At 60.7% G+C, this 20,249-nt stretch carries 19 protein-coding genes; 6 read left to right on the forward strand and 13 right to left on the reverse strand.

From position 1 onward, the window contains the following. Window positions 1-20: 20 nt before the first annotated feature. The 10 genes from K0F88_RS26020 to K0F88_RS26065 all read right to left on the reverse strand — a co-directional run bounded on the left by K0F88_RS26020 (window position 21) and on the right by K0F88_RS26065 (window position 8,694). Complete coding sequence (locus K0F88_RS26020; protein WP_219097137.1) at window positions 21-1,076, reverse strand: AI-2E family transporter; 1,056 nt, start codon at window positions 1,074-1,076, stop codon at window positions 21-23. A 68-nt stretch (window positions 1,077-1,144) separates the two neighbouring features. Beyond that, entirely contained in the window at window positions 1,145-1,951 is an 807-nt protein-coding gene (locus tag K0F88_RS26025; protein WP_094471178.1) for a DUF4892 domain-containing protein, read from the reverse strand. A gap of 8 nt (window positions 1,952-1,959) precedes the next feature. After that, window positions 1,960-2,619, reverse strand: a complete 660-nt coding sequence (locus K0F88_RS26030; RefSeq protein WP_094471177.1) for a glutathione S-transferase family protein — start codon at window positions 2,617-2,619, stop codon at window positions 1,960-1,962. A gap of 50 nt (window positions 2,620-2,669) precedes the next feature. Beyond that, a complete protein-coding gene (locus K0F88_RS26035; protein WP_010457064.1) occupies window positions 2,670-3,524 on the reverse strand; it encodes an alpha/beta hydrolase in 855 nt (284 codons plus the stop codon). Further along, complete coding sequence (locus K0F88_RS26040; protein ID WP_374039751.1) at window positions 3,521-4,411, reverse strand: alpha/beta fold hydrolase; 891 nt, start codon at window positions 4,409-4,411, stop codon at window positions 3,521-3,523. The genes K0F88_RS26035 and K0F88_RS26040 overlap by 4 nt, the downstream gene beginning before the upstream one ends. A gap of 59 nt (window positions 4,412-4,470) precedes the next feature. Further along, window positions 4,471-4,914 (reverse strand): hotdog fold thioesterase, encoded by a 444-nt coding sequence (locus tag K0F88_RS26045; RefSeq protein WP_094471174.1) that lies wholly within the window; start codon window positions 4,912-4,914, stop codon window positions 4,471-4,473. Window positions 4,915-4,945: 31 nt separating this feature from the next. After that, a complete protein-coding gene (locus K0F88_RS26050; protein WP_219097140.1) occupies window positions 4,946-6,613 on the reverse strand; it encodes an AMP-binding protein in 1,668 nt (555 codons plus the stop codon). A 226-nt stretch (window positions 6,614-6,839) separates the two neighbouring features. Further along, window positions 6,840-7,292: a phosphohistidine phosphatase SixA gene (gene sixA, locus K0F88_RS26055; protein ID WP_094471172.1), complete on the reverse strand. Its 453-nt coding sequence runs from the start codon at window positions 7,290-7,292 to the stop codon at window positions 6,840-6,842. Then, entirely contained in the window at window positions 7,289-7,636 is a 348-nt protein-coding gene (locus K0F88_RS26060) for a DUF4389 domain-containing protein (RefSeq protein WP_219097141.1), read from the reverse strand. The genes sixA and K0F88_RS26060 overlap by 4 nt, the downstream gene beginning before the upstream one ends. A gap of 32 nt (window positions 7,637-7,668) precedes the next feature. Beyond that, window positions 7,669-8,694: an NAD(P)H-dependent glycerol-3-phosphate dehydrogenase gene (locus tag K0F88_RS26065; RefSeq protein WP_219097142.1), complete on the reverse strand. Its 1,026-nt coding sequence runs from the start codon at window positions 8,692-8,694 to the stop codon at window positions 7,669-7,671. 196 nt (window positions 8,695-8,890) lie between these two features. Between K0F88_RS26065 and K0F88_RS26070 the strand changes: the two genes are divergently transcribed. The 6 genes from K0F88_RS26070 to K0F88_RS26095 all read left to right on the forward strand — a co-directional run bounded on the left by K0F88_RS26070 (window position 8,891) and on the right by K0F88_RS26095 (window position 16,338). Further along, complete coding sequence (locus K0F88_RS26070) at window positions 8,891-11,014, forward strand: TonB-dependent siderophore receptor (protein ID WP_219097143.1); 2,124 nt, start codon at window positions 8,891-8,893, stop codon at window positions 11,012-11,014. Next, complete coding sequence (locus tag K0F88_RS26075) at window positions 11,015-11,947, forward strand: ABC transporter substrate-binding protein (protein WP_219097144.1); 933 nt, start codon at window positions 11,015-11,017, stop codon at window positions 11,945-11,947. After that, window positions 11,944-13,845, forward strand: a complete 1,902-nt coding sequence (locus tag K0F88_RS26080) for an ATP-binding protein (RefSeq protein WP_219097145.1) — start codon at window positions 11,944-11,946, stop codon at window positions 13,843-13,845. The genes K0F88_RS26075 and K0F88_RS26080 overlap by 4 nt, the downstream gene beginning before the upstream one ends. A gap of 248 nt (window positions 13,846-14,093) precedes the next feature. After that, the gene (gene fabA, locus K0F88_RS26085; RefSeq protein WP_140667384.1) at window positions 14,094-14,609 is read left to right on the forward strand and encodes a 3-hydroxyacyl-[acyl-carrier-protein] dehydratase FabA; all 516 of its coding nucleotides are present in this window, start codon (window positions 14,094-14,096) and stop codon (window positions 14,607-14,609) included. An 11-nt stretch (window positions 14,610-14,620) separates the two neighbouring features. Then, the gene (gene fabB, locus K0F88_RS26090; RefSeq protein WP_219097146.1) at window positions 14,621-15,841 is read left to right on the forward strand and encodes a beta-ketoacyl-ACP synthase I; all 1,221 of its coding nucleotides are present in this window, start codon (window positions 14,621-14,623) and stop codon (window positions 15,839-15,841) included. A gap of 308 nt (window positions 15,842-16,149) precedes the next feature. After that, window positions 16,150-16,338: a hypothetical protein gene (locus K0F88_RS26095; RefSeq protein WP_219097147.1), complete on the forward strand. Its 189-nt coding sequence runs from the start codon at window positions 16,150-16,152 to the stop codon at window positions 16,336-16,338. 70 nt (window positions 16,339-16,408) lie between these two features. Here K0F88_RS26095 and K0F88_RS26100 read toward each other — a convergent pair whose 3' ends face one another. The 3 genes from K0F88_RS26100 to relA all read right to left on the reverse strand — a co-directional run bounded on the left by K0F88_RS26100 (window position 16,409) and on the right by relA (window position 20,178). Further along, on the reverse strand, window positions 16,409-16,951 hold the full coding sequence (locus tag K0F88_RS26100; protein WP_219097148.1) for a DUF2058 domain-containing protein: 543 nt from the start codon (window positions 16,949-16,951) through the stop codon (window positions 16,409-16,411). Window positions 16,952-16,979: 28 nt separating this feature from the next. After that, window positions 16,980-17,813 (reverse strand): nucleoside triphosphate pyrophosphohydrolase, encoded by an 834-nt coding sequence (gene mazG / locus K0F88_RS26105; protein ID WP_219097191.1) that lies wholly within the window; start codon window positions 17,811-17,813, stop codon window positions 16,980-16,982. 121 nt (window positions 17,814-17,934) lie between these two features. Next, window positions 17,935-20,178, reverse strand: a complete 2,244-nt coding sequence (gene relA / locus K0F88_RS26110; protein ID WP_219097149.1) for a GTP diphosphokinase — start codon at window positions 20,176-20,178, stop codon at window positions 17,935-17,937. Window positions 20,179-20,249: the final 71 nt, after the last annotated feature.

The following is a 20,249-nucleotide window of genomic DNA, read 5'->3' on the forward strand; positions in this document are numbered from 1 at the left end:
CATCAGCCTAAACATAAATCTTACGGCCGGCGGTCTTCTACCCGCGCATGGCTCTTGCTCCAGTCCGTCAACAGACTGTACGCAACCGCCAGCAACGTTGGCCCGATAAACAGCCCGATAAACCCAAACGCAATCAACCCGCCAAACACGCCGAGCAACACGATCACCAACGGCAGGTTCCCGCCCCGGCTGATCAGGTACGGCTTCAGCACGTTGTCGACGCCGCTGATGATGAACGTGCCCCAGCACCCGAGGAACACCGCCATCCCGTACTCGCCTTTCCAGGCCAGCCACGCCGTGGCCGGAATCCACACCAACGGTGGCCCCATCGGAATCAGGCTGAGCATGAACGTCACGATGCCCAGCACCAGCGCGCCGGGCACCCCGGCAATCAAGAACCCGATCAACGCCAGGACCGCCTGCGCGGCCGCTGTGCCGATCACCCCGTTCACCACCCGCTGCACCGTCCCGGCCACGAGTTCGATGTAATACCCGGCGCGATCGCCAATCAAGCGCTCCAGCAGCCCATGGACAAACGCCGCCAGCCGCGGCCCGTCGCGGTAGAAAAAAAACACGAATACAATGCTCAACGTCAGCTCGAGAATCCCGCCGCCAATCTGCGCACTGCGTGCCAGCAGCCAGTTGCCGACCTGACCCAGATACGGTTTGACCGCCACCATCATCGCCGCGCCTTGCTGGTCGATGCTGTTCCAGATCACCACCAGCCGTTCACCCACCAAAGGAACACTCCCCAGCCAGGTCGGGGCCTCCGGCAGACCGTCCATCTGCACATCCTTGATGAGCGCCGTGGCATCACGCACGTGATCCGCCAGGTTAAACCCGAGCCAGACCAATGGCACGGCCACCAGCAACATCCAGCCCAGTGTCAGCACCAGCGCGGCCAGGGATTCCCGGCCATTGAGCCAGCGGGTCAACAACCGCATCAACGGCCAACTGGCGAACGCCAGCACCGCGCCCCAGAACAAGGCCGACCAGAACGGCGCCATCACCCAGAGGCTCGCGCCAAACAGCACCAGGAGCAGGATCTGCACCAACAGCCGATCGTTATTGAGCATGTAGGTTCTCGAAAAAATCAGTCAACAAAGAGCAGGCAAACGCGACAGCCGCGTTTGCCTGATGAAGCTTATCGCAACAGTTCGATGTGCAGGCCAGGGCTTTCGGCACTGCCGGCTTCCATTCGCGCCGCCCGCACGCCCTGCCCGATCAGCGCCTGGCGCCAGGCTTCGGCATTAGGCCCGGAAACACTGACCCGCAAGGTGGTGTCGAGGTTCAAACCGCGAGAAATCAGGCGCAGCCAGCTGGCATCAGGATCGGCGTTCAACTTGGGGAAATCGAGTTCACCGGTACTTTTCAGCTCTCGCAGCAAGGTCGCCGACGTCGGCAGCAAATCCCCCAGCGGCGCCGCAGCGTCGAACTGCTCGACGTGCAGGTAGGCTTTGCGATTGCCACGAGTGATGCTGTAAAGCGCCACCAACGTATTGTCCCGGGGTGCCGCGAGACGCAACAACAAGTACGCCTGTTGATCGTCGGCACCGTACAACTTGGCGTTGCCAAAGACATCATTGGCCCAGAGGCTGCTTTCACCGCAATCACGCGCCTGACACCAGAACAGCAAGCCGGCGCCCTGCGCCTGCAACGCTTCACGCGCGGCGGTGAAGGCGTCGGTTGACGAATGTTCCGGCGGCAACTCATAGGTCACCGATGTCGCCGTTCCCCGGGCGCTGACCTGGCCATCGAAGCGCAACTGGCCACTGATCTTACGGATCGAACCCAGCGGATAAATCCGCTCAAGCTCAACGCCGGGGCGATAGTCGACGATCTGCGCATCGGCCATGCGCGGCACGATCGGCAAGTCCTGACTGCCCGGGACATCGGCGGCAAATACCAAGGGACTGAAACAACACAGCGCCAACACCCTGAATGAACGCATGGATAGACTCATCGGATCAGCATGGCCTGGGCACCTTTAACGACACTGGCATCATCGATGCGCTCGGGCACCAGCAAACCACGCTGGACCGCCGGACGCGCTTCCATGGTTGCCATCCAGCGCTGCAAGGCCGGCAAACCGCCAACCTCGACACCGGACCACTCATGGCCACGCACCCACGGATAGGTGGCGATGTCGGCAATGCTGTACTCGCCCGCCAGAAACTCCACGGCTTGCAGGCGCGTGTCGAGTACTTCATAGAGGCGACGTGTCTCATGTTGATAGCGGTCGATGGCGCCCTGGAGTTTTTCCGGAAAGTAGCGGAAAAACACGTTGGCCTGGCCCTGCATAGGCCCGATTCCACCCATCTGGAACATCAGCCATTGCAGGACGACCGAGCGCCCCTTCGGATCCTGGGGCAGCAGTTTGCCGCTCAGCTCAGCGAGGTAAATCAGGATGGCGCCGGATTCGAACACGGCGAAATCGCCGTTGGCGCGGTCGACAATCGCCGGAATCCGGCCATTGGGATTGATCTTGAGGAAGTCCGGTGACTTCTGTTCCTTTTTGTCGAAACTCAAGGCGTGCACCGTGTAGGGCAGGCCGAGTTCCTCGAGCACGATAGAGACCTTGTGGCCATTCGGGGTCGCAGCGGTGTAGAGATCTATCATGGTTGTCTCCCATTTCAACCCGCCCAGCCTCGACAGTTGCCCGGCGCAAGTCAAGGAACGGCGAAGAACCGATTGAAACAGTCTGCGACAAGGTCGGCGCCGGGTTCGTCATTCAGGTGCAAATGATGGCCGCCAGGCAGCTGTTCACGGCTAAAGGGTAGACGCTCCAGCAACTCGGGATGTTTGGCGAGCATGCCGTCAGCGGCAACCACCAATAACGCAGGACAACTGACCCGCTGGACGAAGGCCATCGCCTGCTCGGTGGTCAGACGCAGCGGCGACGGCAGCGTGAGGCGGTTGTCAGTGCGCCAGGTGTAACCGCCCGGCACCGGCATGAGTCCACGCTGGGCCAACAGCTCGGCGGCTTCGCGACTGACCGCCACCAGGCCTTTCATGCGTGCCTCGATGGCACGGTCCAGAGTGTTGTAGACCGGTTTGCGTTTTTCCCGCAGATCCAGTTGCGCTTGCAGGGCCATGCCCATGCGTTCGGCGGCATTTTCGCCTTTGTCTGTAGGAGGAATGATGCCGTCGATCAACGCCAGATGCGTGACGCGCTCCGGCATCGACCCGGCAATAATCAACGAAGCGATCGCGCCCATCGAGTGCCCCATCAGTGCAAAACGCTTCAGGCCCAGCTGTTCGGCGACTTGCAATACGTCGTGGGCGTAGTCCCACATCGCGTAGCCGGCACCAGTCGGGCGATGCCCGGAGTGACCGTGACCGGCCATGTCCAGGGCGATGATGCGCAGGCCTTTGAGCTTCGGTGCCAGTCGGGCGAAGCTGTTAGCGTTGTCCAGCCAGCCGTGCAGGGCGATCACCGGCAGGCCGTCTTCGGGGCCGAACAGGTGCGCGGCCAGCTCAATGTGCGGCAGGCTCAGGCGAACTTCTTCGACGACGTGGCTCATGCGCAATCCTGCTGGCGACGACCTTCCCAGCGACTGAACAGGTTTTTCAGCAGCGTGGCGGTGTCTTGCGGACGTTCGAGGGGAAACATGTGGCCACCGGGCATGGTCAGGGACTCACCCAGCGGCATACGCCCGACGGAGCTTGCATGGTGACGCATCACCACCCGGCTCTTGTGCCCGCGAACCACCGCCAGCGGCACTTTCAACTGCCGTGCCTGGCCTGGACTGGTGTGCGGGACGCCACGGTAAATGCTGATTTCCGTGGCCGGGTCGAAACGCAGGCGCAGCTTGTCGCCAACTTTTTGCAAACCGTGTTGCAAGTAAGCGTCGAAGCATTCCGGATCGAAGCTGCGGAACAGGGTTTTACCGGCGAAATAGAGCCGCGCCGCTTCCAGATCGGTGAACTCTTCCCGGCGCCCCAATGTGCGGCCGGCGGGGGTCAGGCGGTCGATGAAACCGAAACGCTTGGCCGCACGGATCACCCATTGATCGGCACGGGTCAGCACCGGCGAATCGAGCATCACCACACCCCGATACAGTTCAGGGCAACGCAACGCCGCGTGCAGGTGCAGCACGCCGCCGAAGGAATGGCCGACGCCCCAGACCGGTTCCGGTTGCTGTTTGAGGTGATGGATGAGCTCATCCACCAGATTGCGCCAATTGTCATCCGCTGGAAAACGCGGATCGTGGGCGTGCTGTTCCAGATGCGTCACCTGATACTCGGGCGCCAGCGCCGCGAACAACTTGCCGTAGGTGCCCGAAGGAAAGCCATTGGCGTGGGCGAAAAATATCTGTTGCGACATACCGGCAAATCCATGAGCGAAAACAAGGGTTGATTGTCCGTAAGACGCGAGGCGGCGGCAATGACTGTAAGTGCCAGGAATGATGACAGTCCGGTCAGGGGCATGGCGCAAGGTTTAAACCTGCTGAAGATCTATGTAGGGGATTAGCGGGCTGGTGGATTCTCGCCCAGTGGCACGACCGCCATGGTCAACCGCGACACGCAACTGGCCTTGCCCTCGTCACTGCTCAAACGGATATCCCACACATGCGTCGTGCGCCCAATGTGAATCGGCTTGGCCACCGCCGTCACCCGCCCGCTGCGCAGTCCACGCAAGTGGTTGGCGTTGATTTCCAGACCCACGCAATAGAATTTGCTGGCATCGATGCACAGGTAACTGGCCATGGAACCGACCGTCTCGGCCAGCACCACCGACGCGCCGCCGTGCAACAAACCGTAAGGCTGGTGGGTGCGGTGGTCGATGACCATGCTCGCGGTCAGGGACTCGTCATCAAAGGCTTCAAAACGAATATCCAGCACTTCGCCGATGGTGTTTTTCTGGATTGCGTTCAACTGCTCGACGTTGGGAATGGTACGCCACAGACTCATCTTGCTTTCCTTTGTTGGTTTTATTCGTGGCTCAATCCTGCCACAGCACCGTCTCGCTGCGCTCGCTCCATTCTTCGAAGCGAGCGCCGTAAGCCGCTTCGATCACGTTGCGCTTGATCTTCAGGGTCGGCGTCAGGAAGCCGTTTTCCACGGCCCAACTGTCCTTGACCACCACCAGCCGACGCAAGCGTTCATGTTTGTCGAGCACGCCATTGACCTCCTCCAGCAGTTTTTCCAGGCTTGAATGCAACCCTGCCCGCGCCGTTCCGCCGGCGTCCTGTTGACCGACCGCCGACAGCACGCACAACCCCAGCGGCGCACTCAAGCCATCGCCGACCACGCACACCTGTTCGATCCGCGAATGCACCGCCAGCCGATTTTCAATCGGCGCCGGGGCGACGTATTTGCCTTTGCTGGTCTTGAAGATTTCCTTCAGCCGCCCGGTCAGGCGCAGGTTGCCTTCGGCATCTTGTTCGCCCTTGTCGCCGGTGCGCAGGAAGCCGTCCTCGGTGATGGTTTCTGCGGTTTTCTCGGGTTCCTTGAAATAGCCCAGCATGGTTGCACCGCTGCGCACCATAACTTCGCCGGACTCGGCGATCCGCACTTCAACCTCCGGGCAAGGCTTGCCGATCCAGCCGGGTTTGTTCTCGCCGGGCCGGCCGATGTGGGAATAACCGCAGCTTTCGGTCATGCCGTAGACCTCCAGCACATCCAGCCCTAACTTGCGGTACCACAGCAACAGGGTCTGCGGCACGGGCGCGGCACCGGACAACGCCACGCGCAACGCATCCAGCCCCAACCCGGCGAGCACTTTGTGCCCGACCCGCTTGCCGATAAAGGGCAGGCCGAGCAGAAAGTCGAGGCGTTTTGCCGGGATCTTGCTGTACACGCCCATCTGGAATTTGGTCCAGATCCGAGGTACGCCGAACAATGCGGTCGGCCGCGCTCGCTGCAGATCCGTGAGGAAGGTGTCGAGGCTTTCGGCAAAGAACACGGTTTGCCCGGTGTAGATCGACGCCAGCTCGACGAACATCCGCTCGGCGACGTGGCACAGCGGCAGGTAGGACAGCAATCGGTCCGACTCGTTGAGGCCAAACAGCTGAGTGCCACGGGTGGTGGCAAACCCCAGATTACCGAAGCTGTGCATCACGCCTTTGGGCAGCCCGGTGGTGCCGGAGGTGTAAATGATGGTCGCCAACTGATCGGCGGCGGGTTTGGGGTCGTCCTGGATCGGCGAGCTGCGTTGCAAGTCGGCCCAACTGAAATCGAAGGTGCCGGGCGGATGCAGTGGCAGGCTGATGGTCGGCAGATTGGCGCTGACCCCGCGTGCCATGTTCGGCCAGTCATCAAGCTTGCCGATGAACGCCAGCGCCGCTTCGGAGTGCTCGAGCACCTGCGCCACCGACTCGGCGGTGAGGTTCGGGTACAACGGCACCGAAACGTGCCCGGCCATCCAGATCGCCAGGTCGGCGATGATCCAGTGGGCGCAGTTTTTCGAGATCAGGGCGATGTGGCTGCCTTGGGGCAATTCGCGGGCCCGCAGCCAGTGCGCGGCGCAGCGAGCCTGGTGGCCGACGTCGGCCCAGGTCAGGGTCTCGACGTGTCCGCCGCCGGTAGGCTGGACCAGAAACCGCTGGCGGGGATGACGGGCTTCACGCTCGTAAAAGACGTCCAGCGGCAAACGAAAAGCAGCAGACATGCGACTCGCTCCTTTATTTTTGGTCTGGAGCAAGCGTAGTCAACCAAGCGGTTGCTTGGTTGACTATTTCACACAAAAAAAACAGGCCTACCCCCGCACCTGTGGGAGCCGGGCTTGCCCGCGATGCGCCAGGGTCGCGCTCGACCACCTCGGTTTATCTGTCTGACCGAGTGGATGCCATCGCGGGCAAGCCACGCTCCCACAAGGGATCCGGTTCCAACAAATACTAGGGATGTTTGATGCCGTTGAGCTTCATTGCGCCAGCCAGCGGCAAGTCACCTTCAAGTTCTGCAAGGCCGGCGGTTTTCACCGTTTCCGGATCTTGCACATGCCCGTTCTGCAGGTAACCCAGGAGGTTACCCACCAGCGGGTTATGGCTGACCAACAGCGCGTGATCGACAGACACCAACTGCTCGGCCACCGCTTGCGGGCGGTTGTCGGGGGTCAGCCATTCGACGGTGCGAATATCCGGTTGAAAACCCAGCGCTTCACGCACCAGCTGCGCTGTCTGCTGCGCTCGCAGAAACGGGCTGGCATAGATGGCCGTAATCGGCTGACCGATCAGTTCGGCGGCGCTACGCAGCACCTCTTCACAACCGTGTGGAGTCAGTGCCCGTTCGGAGTCTGGACGCGAGCCGTAAGGTTCGGCTTCACCATGACGCAAGACCCAGAGTTTCATAGTTTCGGCTCCTCATCTCGGGCCGGATGTGGCGCTGGCGGCACAACGTGCGGCGCTTCGCCTTCCGGTGTACGCGGCGTCGGCCAGTCGGCGAACGGCCAGGGTTTCTGGTCGCTGTGAAAGGTGCCGAAACGACCGATCTGCGCCAGGAACTGGCTCAGGCTGTCGCCGAAGTTCATCAGGCTGGCGCTCGGGGCGCCATAAATCAAACGATAGATCAGTTGCACCAGCACCACCGCGCCCAGGATGAACTGCGCCACTTGCCAGACCAGCAAGAAGACGATCATCCATAACACCCGCAGCAGAATGGACTCGTAGGTGGCCTCTGTTTTCGGATCGTTCATGTGCAACTCCCTGCTTTATCTCGAAAGCGTGATCAGTTGAAACCGCTGGTGGAAATGAAGTCCACATCGGTTTTGGGTTCGCCGCGCATCAACAGTTCAATCACTTGATTGAGCGTGCGCCCTTCGAACAGGATCGCGTGCAACCCGGCGACCAGCGGCATATAGACGCCCACTTCCTGAGCCTTGGCCTTGAGCACCTTGAGCGTGTTCACGCCTTCGGCGACTTCGCCCAGACGGGTCACCGCATCTTCCAGGCTCAACCCCTGGCCGAGGGCAAACCCGACCTGGTAATTGCGGCTTTTCGGCGACGAACACGTGACGATCAAGTCGCCCACGCCCGCCAACCCCAGGAACGTCATCGGGTTCGCGCCCTGATTCACCGCGAAGCGGGTCATTTCCGCTAACGCCCGGGTGATCAGCATGCTCTTGGTGTTTTCACCCATGCCCAGCGCCACCGCCATGCCGGCGATGATCGCGTACACATTTTTCAGCGCCCCGCCCAGCTCCACGCCGAAGCGGTCGGCGCTGGCGTACACCCGGAAGGTGCGGCCATGCAGCGCTTCCTGGACCCGTTGGCATAGCTCTTCGTCTTCGCTGGCAACCACCGTGGCGGTCAGCGCGTGTTCGGCGATTTCACGGGCCAGGTTCGGCCCGGACAGCACGCCGATGCGCGCTTGCGGGGCGATTTCTTCGAGGATCTCGCTCATCAGCTTGAACGTGTGGGCTTCGATGCCTTTGGTCAGGCTGACCAGCAATTTGCCGCTCAACCGTTCGGCGTGCGGGACCAGTACCGAGCGCAGCGCGCTGGACGGCAGCGCGACGAAGCACAGGTCGCAAGCGTCCAGGGTCGCTTGCAAATCAGTCACCGGTTCTACTTGGGGAAGTATCTTGATGCCTTTGAGGTAGCGCGGGTTCTCGCGATTGACCCGCATGGACTCAGCCTGCTCGGGGTCACGCATCCACTGCCGGACCTGATGCCCGTTCTCGGCCAACAGATTAGCCACGGCGGTACCAAAACTTCCGCCTCCCAGGACCGCAATTGGGCGCTGTTCAGTCATATGCAATCCGTTAATCCATACCAGTGGCGATGTCGGCATTATACGGAGCGTCCCAGTGGCGGCCAGCCCCCGTATCAATTACCGGTACTTGTAGGAAGAAGACCAATAAATCCTAGGAAAATGCCGGCATCGTGAATGGAAAAGTCGATCAGCTCGGTTAACATGCGCGCCATCTCATCGTTATCAAGGACGTTTCGTGTCGTTTGGCTCTCCTTCACCCCGCTCGCCGCTGGTTCTGGCCCTGCTTTTCAGCTCGCCATTGCTGGCCGACGACTTGTTCCTCGACAACGAACCGCTGCCGCAAGTGCTCACGGCCACCCGCCTGAAGCAGTCGCCGGCCGCCGTCCCGGGAAGCATGACGGTGATCGACAGCGAACTGATCAATGCCAGCGGCGCGCGGGACATCAGCGAATTGCTGCGCCTGGTGCCGGGCATGATGGTCGGCAATATCAGCGGTAATCAGGCGGCCGTGAACTACCACGGCACCAACGCCACCGAAGCGCGGCGCATGCAGGTGCTGATCGACGGCCGCTCGGTGTACCGCGCCGGCCTGGCCACGGTGGACTGGAGTGATATTCCGGTGGCCATGGAAGACATCGAGCGCATCGAAGTTTTCCGCGGTCCCAACACGGTCAGCTATGGCGCCAATGCGCTGATGGCGGTGGTCAACATCATCACCCGCAACCCGGCCGACAGCCACGGCACGCGGATGAAAGTCACTCGTGGCCAGCGCGGCATCAATGACTTTTATGCCAGCCAGGGTGTGGGCTGGGATGGCGGCGACCTGCGCCTGTCGCTGTCCGGCCAGCAGGACGACGGCTTCGACACCGACCGCAACGGGGCCGATTATCGCGACAGTCGCCGCTTGAACCGCTTCAACCTTGCCGTCAGCCAGACATTGAGTGAGAACCAGAGCATCGACTGGCAGTTGAACGCCAAGGACGGGACCAACCAGCGGCCTTATACCTACCGCCCGGTGTTCTCCGGGATTACCGCTGCCGGGAACAATTCCGACGTCGTTGCCAAGGACTACGCCGGTTCGTTGCGCTGGAACCTGGACATCAATCCTGATCACAGCCTTTATATCCAGGGCTCGGCCCAGCACTGGGACCGCCAGCAGACTTGGCGCGCCTGTGATGCGGAGGTTTCGTTCAGTCCGGAACTGACCGAACTCTGGCAGCTCAACCCGAACTACACCGAACGCCTGGCGCGCAACATCGAGCGTTTTACCGGTCCTGGCGCACCGGCCGGCACGGCGGCGGAACAGGCGCTGGGCAATCAAGTGCTGGCGCAATGGCGCAACGGTGCCCGGCAAACCCTCTGTGGCGACATCGACCAGAGCGCCCGGGAATCGCGCTACGACCTCGAACTGCAAGACACCCTCAGCCTGTCCGACAGTCTGCGGCTGGTCAGCGGCATGAACTATCGTTACGACCGGGCAAATTCCGAGACTTACTTCAATGGCACGCTCGACGACACCACTTGGCGGGCATTCGGCCAACTCGAGTGGCGCGCCACCGAGCACTGGTTGCTGCAGGGCGGCGCCATGTTCGAAGACACGCAATTGACCGGCAGCTCGCTGACCCCGCGGGTGGCGGTCAATTACCTGATCAACCCGCGTCATGGCCTGCGCGCCGTGTATTCGGAAGCGATCCGCTCACCGGACATGTTCGAGAACAACGTCAACTGGAGTTACCAGGTGACCAATCTGCGACCCAGTGCCTACGGCCAGACCAGCGCCCGGTATTTCGTCAAGACTCGCGGCCCCGGCGACCTCGAACAAGAACGCATGCGCTCGCGCGAGCTGGGCTACAACGGCTACTTTGCAGAGCTTGGGCTGACGGTCGATGTGAAGCTGTTCTACGACGAAATCAGCGGCATGATCAGCGAACCCCTGCGTAATAATCAGTACATCGCCAGCAATTCCAACAGCTCGCGCTTCAAGGGCGCGGAAACCCAGCTGGACTGGCGCCTGAGCAGCGCCGACCGGCTGCGCCTGACTTACGCCTACGTCGATGCCGAGGCGAGCAATCCGCAGGATGAGCGACTGACGGCGCGCAACAGCGGTTCCGCCGGCTGGCTGCGCAACTGGGGCCACGGCTGGAACAGTGCCCTCTTCTATTACGGGGACGACGCCCTCAACGGTTACCGCTTCGAGCGCGTCGACACGCGCATCGCCAAACGCATCGGTCTGGGCAAGGCCAATCTGGAACTGGCCGGCGTGCTCCAGCAGCGCCTCGACAATCAACCCACCACTTTCGTCGACAACAACTACGATAAGCGTCGGGTGCTCTACTTCAGCGCGGAGCTGACGTTTTAAATGCTGCATCGCCTGTCGCGGAAGTCGCCAACCCTTGGCCGCCTGCTGGCAGGGTTGTGTCTGGTGCTTGCCGGCCTGCTCGACAGCCTGCCGATTCAGGCCGCCGACATTCTGCTGACCGGCGCCGAAGACAGCCCCGGCGTGCAATCCTTCGCGCAGGCTCTGAGCGAACTGCGCCCCACCGATAATGTGCGCTTCCAGCCACTGGCGAGCCTTCCGGCGCCCGGCGAACTGCCGGCGGCCACCCGTTTGATTCTGCTCGATCTACCGAGCCTCGACTGGCGCCTGCAGGAGGCTCAGGGCCCGGCGACGCTGGTGCTGCGCATCAGCCGCCTGCAAGCCCGGCAACGCTTTGGCACGAATCTGCCGCCGCAGCTCAGCCTGCTATGGAGTGATCCGCCGCTGGATCGGCAACTGCGCCTGACCCGACTTGTCCTGCCCCAGGCACGCCGGGTTGGCGTGCTATACGACAGTCACAGCGAATTCCTCCTGGAAGAACTGCATCGGGCCGCCCAACCCCTGGGGTTTGAACTGGTCACGGAGCGCTGGGACAACACCAATGACAGCCGCCCCTTGCAGTCATTGCTGAAAAACAGCGACGTGCTGCTGGGCCTGGACGATCCCGATTTGTACAACCCGAAAACCGCGAAAAACCTATTACTGAGCAGCTATGCGCGGCAACTGGCGCTGGTCGGTCCCAACGCAGCTTTCGTCAAGGCCGGCAGCCTGGCCAGCACTTACAGCGATCAAAGTGATTGGCTGGCGGTGCTCGACGAATTGCTCGACCGACCTACGACGAATTGGCCGCGGATGCTCTATCCGCAACACTTTAAAGTCTTGAGTAATCCGCAAGTGGCTCGTTCATTAGGTATTGAACAGATGAATGATGCATCTGTCGCAACACAGTTGGCCGAAGGAGAAAGCCGCCCATGACCTTCCGTCGCGGTTGGGACATCAACACCCGCACGCAGATCATCAGCCTCGGCCCCGCCCTGTTGCTGACGTTGCTGCTGATCAGTTTCTTCACGTTCGTGCGGATCCAGGACCTGCGTCAGGAGCTCAACCACACCGGCCAGCTGATCGCCAACCAACTGGCCCCCGCCACGGAATACGGGGTGATCTCGGGCAACAACGAGGTCCTTGAAAGTTTGCTCAAGGCCACGCTGGCCACGCCCAACGTGCGCTTTCTCGAAGTCCAGGACAGCGCCAACCGGATTCTGGTGTACGTCGAGCAACCGTCGGAAACCCATGCCCGCTCGCACCAGGTCGAAGTGTTCCAGGCGCCGGTGCGGCTGCAACGGATCGCGCTGAACAATGATTTCTTCCAGGGTAGCAACGCCGCCAACACGGCCCCGCCCGAGGACTATCTGGGCCGGGTGATCGTCGGCTTGTCCAACGACGCCTTCAGCCAGCGTCAGCAGGAAATCCTGTTCAAGGCCGGGATTCTCGCCTTGTTCGCGCTGCTGTTTACCTTTCTGGTGGCCCGGCGCCTGGCCGGCAGTCTGTCGCAGCCGATCCGCGACATCGGCCACGCCGTGAAGGCGATTCAGGAGGGTGATTACAAAACGCCGCTGCCGATTGTCGATGACACGGAGTTGGGCGCGTTGTCGCAGCACATCAACAACCTCGCGCAGGGCCTCGAGCAGGCCAGCCGTGAGCAGCAGCAGGCCATTGCGCAGTTGATCCAGACCCGCGAAGAAGCGGAAAAGGCCAACAACGCCAAATCCGACTTCCTGGCGATGATGAGCCACGAACTGCGCACACCGATGAATGGCGTGCTGGGCATGCTGCAACTGCTGGAAACCACCGACATGACCGAGGAGCAGATCGAGTATGCGGCGCTGGCTTCGGAGTCCACCGAACACCTGCTCAAAGTCATCAACGACATTCTCGACTTCTCGCGCATCGAGCGTTCGGAACTGGAGCTTGAACACATTCCGTTCAACCTCGCGGACCTGATCAGCAGCTGCGCCCAGTCGTTCCAGCACAGCGCGGCGCAACGCGGACTCGATCTGGCCCTGGCGATTCCCCAGGACATGCGCGCCTTGCAGGTTCAGGGCGACCCGACGCGGATCCGGCAGATTCTGGTCAACCTGGTCGGCAATGCGCTGAAGTTCACCGAGCAAGGCCGCGTCAGTATCGAACCGCAATGGCAGTCCCTGGATCACGAACTGTTGTGGTTCACCTGCACCGTGCGCGACAGCGGGATAGGCATCTCGGCCGAAAGCCTGGAATTGATGTTCAATGCGTTCCAGCAGGCCGACAGTTCTATTTCAAGGCGTTACGGCGGCACTGGTTTGGGGTTGCCGATTGCCCGCACCCTGGCCGAACGCATGGGTGGCACCTTGCGCGCCCAGAGCGAAGAAGGCCTGGGCTCGGTGTTCACCCTGGAAATTCCTCTGGCCCTATATAAGCAGACGCTGCCGGAATTGAAGCCACGCACACCGGCTGGCGACGGCCATGGCGAAGGGCGCAATGTGATGCTGGTGGAGGACAACCCGGTCAACCAGACGGTCATCGAAGCAATGTTGCGCAGTCTGGGCTTTACTGTCAGCGTCGCGACCGATGGCGCGCAGGCGGTGCGAAGTGCCGAGAGCCTGATTTTCGAGGCGATTCTGATGGATTGCCGACTGCCGATCATCGACGGCTATGAAGCGACCCGCCAGATCCGCCTGCTGCCCGGCTGCGCGGACTTGCCGATCATCGCCCTGACCGCCAATGCGTTGCAGGGCGACCGTGAAGCGTGTTTATCGGCAGGAATGAACGATTACCTGGCCAAGCCCTTCAAACGCACTGATCTGCAGCAAATTCTGCAGCGCTGGGTGCAGTAGTGCAGGCCTTTCGACCATCTGCGACTGGCGTGAAAGGCGAAAGTGCGGCAGTCTTAGGCACCCGAACAGGCCCGAAAAGGGGCTTGAATAATAATTTCAGTGCACAAGTGTACATTCATGTCCTTGGTGCTGTGACTTTCACCACAACGCAATAGTCTATGAGTAGGCTGCTGACTCGAGGCATGAACGCCTCGGTCGGCCGGGAAGATTTGCCCCACCCTGCCGCATGGGACTATTGAGGAGCTCGCATGACCCAACAAAACGCCTTTACTCGGGAAGACCTGCTGCGCTGCAGTCGCGGTGAGCTGTTCGGCCCAGGTAACGCACAACTGCCCGCCCCGAACATGCTGATGGTGGATCGCATCACCCATATCAGTGCCGAGGGTGGCAAGTACGGCAAAGGTGAATTGGTCGCCGAGCTGGATATCACTCCAGACCTGTGGTTTTTCGCCTGCCACTTCGAAGGTGATCCGGTGATGCCAGGCTGCCTGGGCCTCGACGCCATGTGGCAACTGGTCGGCTTTTTCCTTGGCTGGCAAGGTCTGCCAGGCCGCGGTCGCGCCCTGGGTTCGGGCGAAGTGAAATTCTTTGGCCAGGTCCTCCCGACCGCCAAGAAAGTCACCTATAACATTCAAATCAAGCGCGTGCTGAAGGGCAAGCTGAACCTGGCCATCGCCGATGGTTCGGTCAGTGTCGACGGCCGCGAAATCTATACCGCCGAAGGCCTCCGGGTCGGCGTGTTCACCTCCACTGAAAACTTCTAAGGGTTATCCGCATGCGCCGCGTCGTTATCACTGGTCTGGGCATCGTTTCGTGCCTGGGCAATGACAAAGAGACCGTCTCCGCTAACCTGCGTGCAAGCCGCCCTGGCATCCGGTTCAACCCGGAATATGCCGAAATGGGTCTGCGTAGCCAGGTTTCCGGCTCCATTGACCTTCCCCTCGAAGAGCTGATCGATCGCAAGATCTATCGCTTCGTCGGCCACGCGGCGGCTTACGCCTACCTGGCCATGAAAGACGCCATCGCAGACTCCGGCCTGACCGATGAGCAAGTCTCCAACCCGCGTACCGGCCTGATCGCCGGTTCCGGTGGCGCCTCCACGCTGAACCAGATGGAAGCGCTGGACATCTTGCGCGAGAAAGGCGTGAAGCGCGTTGGCCCATACCGTGTAACGCGGACCATGAGCAGCACCGTTTCCGCTTGCCTGGCCACGCCGTTCAAGATCAAGGGCCTGAACTACTCCATCGCTTCTGCCTGCGCCACCAGTGCTCACTGCATCGGCAACGCCATGGAACAGATCCAGATGGGCAAGCAGGACGTCGTGTTCGCCGGCGGTGGTGAAGAAGAGCATTGGAGCCAGTCGTTCCTGTTCGACGCCATGGGCGCACTGTCCAGCCAGTACAACGAAACCCCGGAAAAGGCTTCCCGTGCCTACGACGCCAAGCGTGACGGTTTCGTCATCGCCGGCGGTGGCGGCATGGTCGTGGTTGAAGAGCTGGAACACGCTCTGGCCCGCGGCGCGAAGATCTACGCGGAAATCGTTGGCTACGGCGCAACTTCCGACGGCTACGACATGGTCGCCCCAAGCGGCGAAGGCGCCATCCGCTGCATGCAGATGGCCATGTCCACCGTTGATACCCCGATCGACTACCTGAACACCCACGGCACCTCGACTCCGGTCGGCGACGTTGCGGAAATGAAAGGTGTGCGTGAAGTGTTCGGCGCCAACGCTCCGGCCATCAGCTCCACCAAGAGCCTGTCGGGTCACTCCCTGGGCGCCGCCGGCGTTCACGAAGCGATCTACTGCATGCTGATGATGGAAGGCAACTTCATGGCGGGTTCCGCCAACATCGAAGAATTGGACCCGGAAGTGGCAGACATGCCGATCCTGACCAAGACGCGCGAAGACGCCACCATCAACACCGTGATGAGCAACAGCTTCGGCTTCGGTGGCACTAACGCTACCCTGGTACTGAAGCGCTGGACCGGCAAGTAATACCCCGCCGTCTCACAGCACACAAAAACGCCCCGACTGGTTCGGGGCGTTTTTTTGTGCGCCTTGAAAATGACCTCACCGCCGCTCCCCAGTAGCAGCCTGCGGTTTTGGTTGTCACGAACATGAAGCTTTTGTCATGAAACTCAATGCCCTGCGACCGAATGCCACGTGTTTGGCGGGCTGCAGGACTTTTGCCGATTTCGCAAAAATTCGTTACCGAACTCAGTCGTTTACTTAGCAGGCTAACCAAACATATAACAGAGTCCTGCACACGCCTTGCTGCAGATAACAGAGATTGGAGCTAGCAGATGACTGTAAAAGTAACTGAACGCGACGATTCACATAAATCCCATGAAGGTGTAGCCGCCGGTATCCGTATCTGGGATGTACATCAACAAGACATGCTGGTGGGGATGTTTCATTCCGAAACCGACGCCCACAGCTACAAGGCCGAACTGGAACAACTGGAGCAGCAACGAGCGCTCCGATCCGCATAAGCAATGACAGCATTGAAAACGACAAACCCCGCCATGAGCGGGGTTTGTCGTTGTTGAAGCCGTTAAAGGCTTACCACATCAGATCGTCAGGGATCTGATAGGCCGCGTACGGATCGTCCTCGGCAGCGACTTCTTCAGTCTTGACGTTCAGCTGCACGATGCGCTGCGGATCGCGCTCCTGAATCTTCAGGGCCGCCTCACGCGGGATCACTTCGTAGCCGCCGGCATGATGCACGATCGCCAGGAAGCCATTGCTCAACTGGTTGCGCATCAGCGTGTTGACGGAGATGCGCTTGACCTTCTTGTCGTCAACGAAGTTGTAGTAGTCCTCGGTCGTCAGCTTCGGCAGGCGCGAGACTTCGATCAATTGCTTGATCTGCGCCGCGCGGGCCTTGGCCTCGACTTTCTCTTGCTGCTGACGGTTCAGCTCCTGGTCGCGCTTGACCTTCTCGGCCTTGGCTTCCTGGGCGGCACGCTGCTGCGAGTCATCGAGTTCAATCTGGCCTTTATGGACCAGGCGTTGCTGCTTCTGCTTCTCTTTGCCGACCTGTTTGGCCTGCTTTTGGTTGACCAGCCCTGCTTTGAGCAACTGGTCGCGAAGGGAAATGCTCATGGTGCTTATTTCTCACTTAGGCCACTGCTCAACCGCAGCTGGGCAAATTCTTTTCCTGACGTTTGGCTTCGCCCCACAAGGCGTCCAACTCTTCGAGGGTGCAATCTTCCATGGGACGGTGGGTGTCGCGCAATGCCTGTTCGATAAAACGGAAGCGTCTTTCGAACTTGCTGTTGGCGCCACGCAGTGCAGTTTCCGGGTCGATCTTCAAATGACGCGCCAGATTGACCACGGAAAACAGCAAATCACCGACTTCATCGGCAATCGCTGCCGAGTCATTGTCGGCCATGGCTTCGAGCACCTCATCGAGTTCCTCGCGGACCTTGTCCAGTACCGGCAAGGCGTCCGGCCAGTCGAAGCCGACCTGCCCCGCACGCTTTTGCAACTTCGCTGAGCGGGACAACGCTGGCAGCGCGGCAGGCACATCGTCGAGCAAGGACAACTGCTCGGGCGCGGATGATTTCTCGGCGCGTTCTTCAGCCTTGATTTCCTCCCAGCGCTGCTTGACCTGTTCTTCACTCAGGCGCGGAACATCCAGCGGCGCGTAAAGATCGCCGGTCGGAAACACATGAGGATGACGACGGATCAGCTTGCGGGTGATGCTATCGATCACACCGGCGAATTCGAAGCGCCCTTCTTCCCGGGCCAGCTGGCTGTAATAAACCACCTGGAACAGCAAATCGCCCAACTCACCCTGCAAATGATCGAAGTCACCGCGCTCGATCGCGTCGGCGACTTCGTAGGCTTCCTCAAGGGTGTGCGGGACGATGGTGGCGTAGGTTTGTTTGATATCCCACGGACAGCCGAACTGCGGGTCGCGCAGACGGTTCATCAGGTGCAGCAAGTCTTCAAGGCTATACATCATTTATCTCTCACCACAAAACCTGTGGGAGCTGGCCTGCCAGCGATGGCTTCACCTCGACTCTACTGAAAGACCGAGGTGCCTGCATCGCTGGCAGGCCAGCTCCCACACGTGGACATCTTCAAGGCGTGCGGTTACGCCGGGTTTCGATGATGTTCGGCAACTGGGAAATCCGTCCCAGCAACCGCCCCAACGCATCCAGCCCCGGGATCTCGATGGTCAGGGACATCAGCGCGGTGTTGTCCTCTTTGTTCGAGCGGGTGTTGACCGCCAGCACGTTGATCCGCTCGTTCAGCAGCACCTGCGACACGTCACGCAGCAAACCGGAACGGTCGTAGGCGCGGATGATGATGTCCACCGGGTAGGTGAGCACCGGCACCGGGCCCCAGCTGACCTGGATGATCCGCTCTGGCTCACGTCCGCCCAGTTGCAGCACCGAGGCGCAATCCTGACGGTGAATGCTCACGCCACGGCCTTGGGTGATATAGCCGACGATGGCATCACCCGGCAACGGCTGGCAGCAACCCGCCATTTGCGTCATCAGGTTGCCGACGCCCTGGATCTGAATGTCGCCGCGCTTGCCTGGTTTGTAGCCGGTGGCTTTGCGCGGGATCAGTTCCAGCTGCTCGTTGCCGCGTTCCGGCTCGACCAGTTGTTGCGCCAGGTTCACCAGTTGCGCCAGGCGCAGATCGCCGGCGCCTAACGCGGCGTACATGTCCTCGGCGGTCTTCATGTTGGCCTTGTCGGCCAGCTTGTCGAAGTCCACCGCTGGCAAGCCAAGGCGACTGAGCTCACGTTCGAGCAAGGTTTTACCGGCCGCGACGTTCTGGTCACGCGCCTGCAACTTGAACCAGTGAACGATCTTCGCCCGTGCCCGCGAGGTGGTGATGTAACCCAGGTTCGGGTTCAGCCAGTCGCGGCTCGGGGTGCCGTGCTTGCTGGTGATGATCTCGACCTGTTCACCGGTTTGCAGGCTGTAGTTGAGCGGTACGATGCGCCCGTTGATCTTCGCGCCACGGCAGTTGTGACCGATTTCGGTGTGCACGCGGTAGGCGAAGTCCAGCGGCGTCGCGCCCTTCGGCAAGTCGATGGCATGACCGTCCGGGGTGAAGATGTAGACCCGGTCCGGCTCAATGTCGACCCGCAGTTGTTCGGCCAGGCCGCCGATATCGCCCAGTTCTTCATGCCACTCGAGCACCTGACGCAGCCAGGAGATTTTCTCTTCGTAGTGATTGGAGCCGGACTTGACGTCGGTGCCCTTGTACTTCCAGTGCGCGCATACGCCCAGCTCGGCTTCTTCGTGCATGGCGTGGGTGCGGATCTGCACTTCCAGCACCTTGCCCTCGGGGCCGATCACCGCGGTGTGCAGCGAGCGGTAGCCGTTCTCTTTCGGGTTGGCGATGTAGTCGTCGAATTCCTTCGGGATGTGCCGCCACAAGGTGTGGACGATACCCAGCGCGGTGTAGCAGTCGCGCATTTCCGGCACCAGCACGCGCACAGCACGCACGTCGTAGATCTGGCTGAACTCCAGACCCTTGCGCTGCATTTTGCGCCAGATCGAATAGATGTGTTTGGCCCGGCCGCTGATGTCGGCATCGACGCCGGTGGCCTGCAATTCGTCTTTGAGCTGGGTCATCACGTCAGCGATGAAGCGCTCGCGATCCAGACGCCGCTCGTGGAGCAACTTGGCGATCTGCTTGTACTGATCGGGCTCGAGGTAACGGAAGGACAAATCTTCCAGTTCCCATTTGATATGACCGATACCGAGACGGTGAGCCAGCGGCGCGTAAATGTCGAAGACTTCACGGGCAACGCGATTACGCTTTTCGTCGTCGGCGGTTTTCACCGCACGGATCGCGCAGGTGCGTTCGGCCAGCTTGATCAGCGCGACGCGAACGTCGTCGACCATGGCCACCAGCATTTTGCGCAGGTTTTCGACCTGGCCCTGGGTGCCCAGCACCAACGATTGACGGGGGCTCAGGCTGGCGCTGATCGCCGCCATGCGCAACACGCCGTCGATGAGTTTGGCGACCACCGGACCGAAGCGCTGGCTGACCGCCGGCAGTTCGATCTGGCCTTCGCGCACGCCGCGGTACAAGACCGCCGCAACCAACGAATCCTGATCCAGTTTGAGGTCGGCGAGAATCTCGGCGATCTCAAGGCCTGTGCGGAAACTCGAGGTCCCTTCGGACCATAAATTCTTCGCCGCATTGGCTTGTTGTTCAGACGCGCGAGCGAACTCGCACGCGTCCTTCAAGGCTTCGCGATCCAGTGCCAGATCGACACTGACCGCATGATCGAGCCAAGCCTCGAGATTGATACTGCCGTCAGTGTTGATCGGCTGGTGTGCTCTCACCTGTACCATCTTGCTTACCTTCCCTACGACGCAGATTCAATGCGTCAATTCGCTGACCTTCATTGCCCGATTGCCCTCAC

Source organism: Pseudomonas sp. UMAB-40 (assembly GCF_900095275.1).
Lineage (GTDB): Bacteria > Pseudomonadota > Gammaproteobacteria > Pseudomonadales > Pseudomonadaceae > Aquipseudomonas > Aquipseudomonas mandelii_B.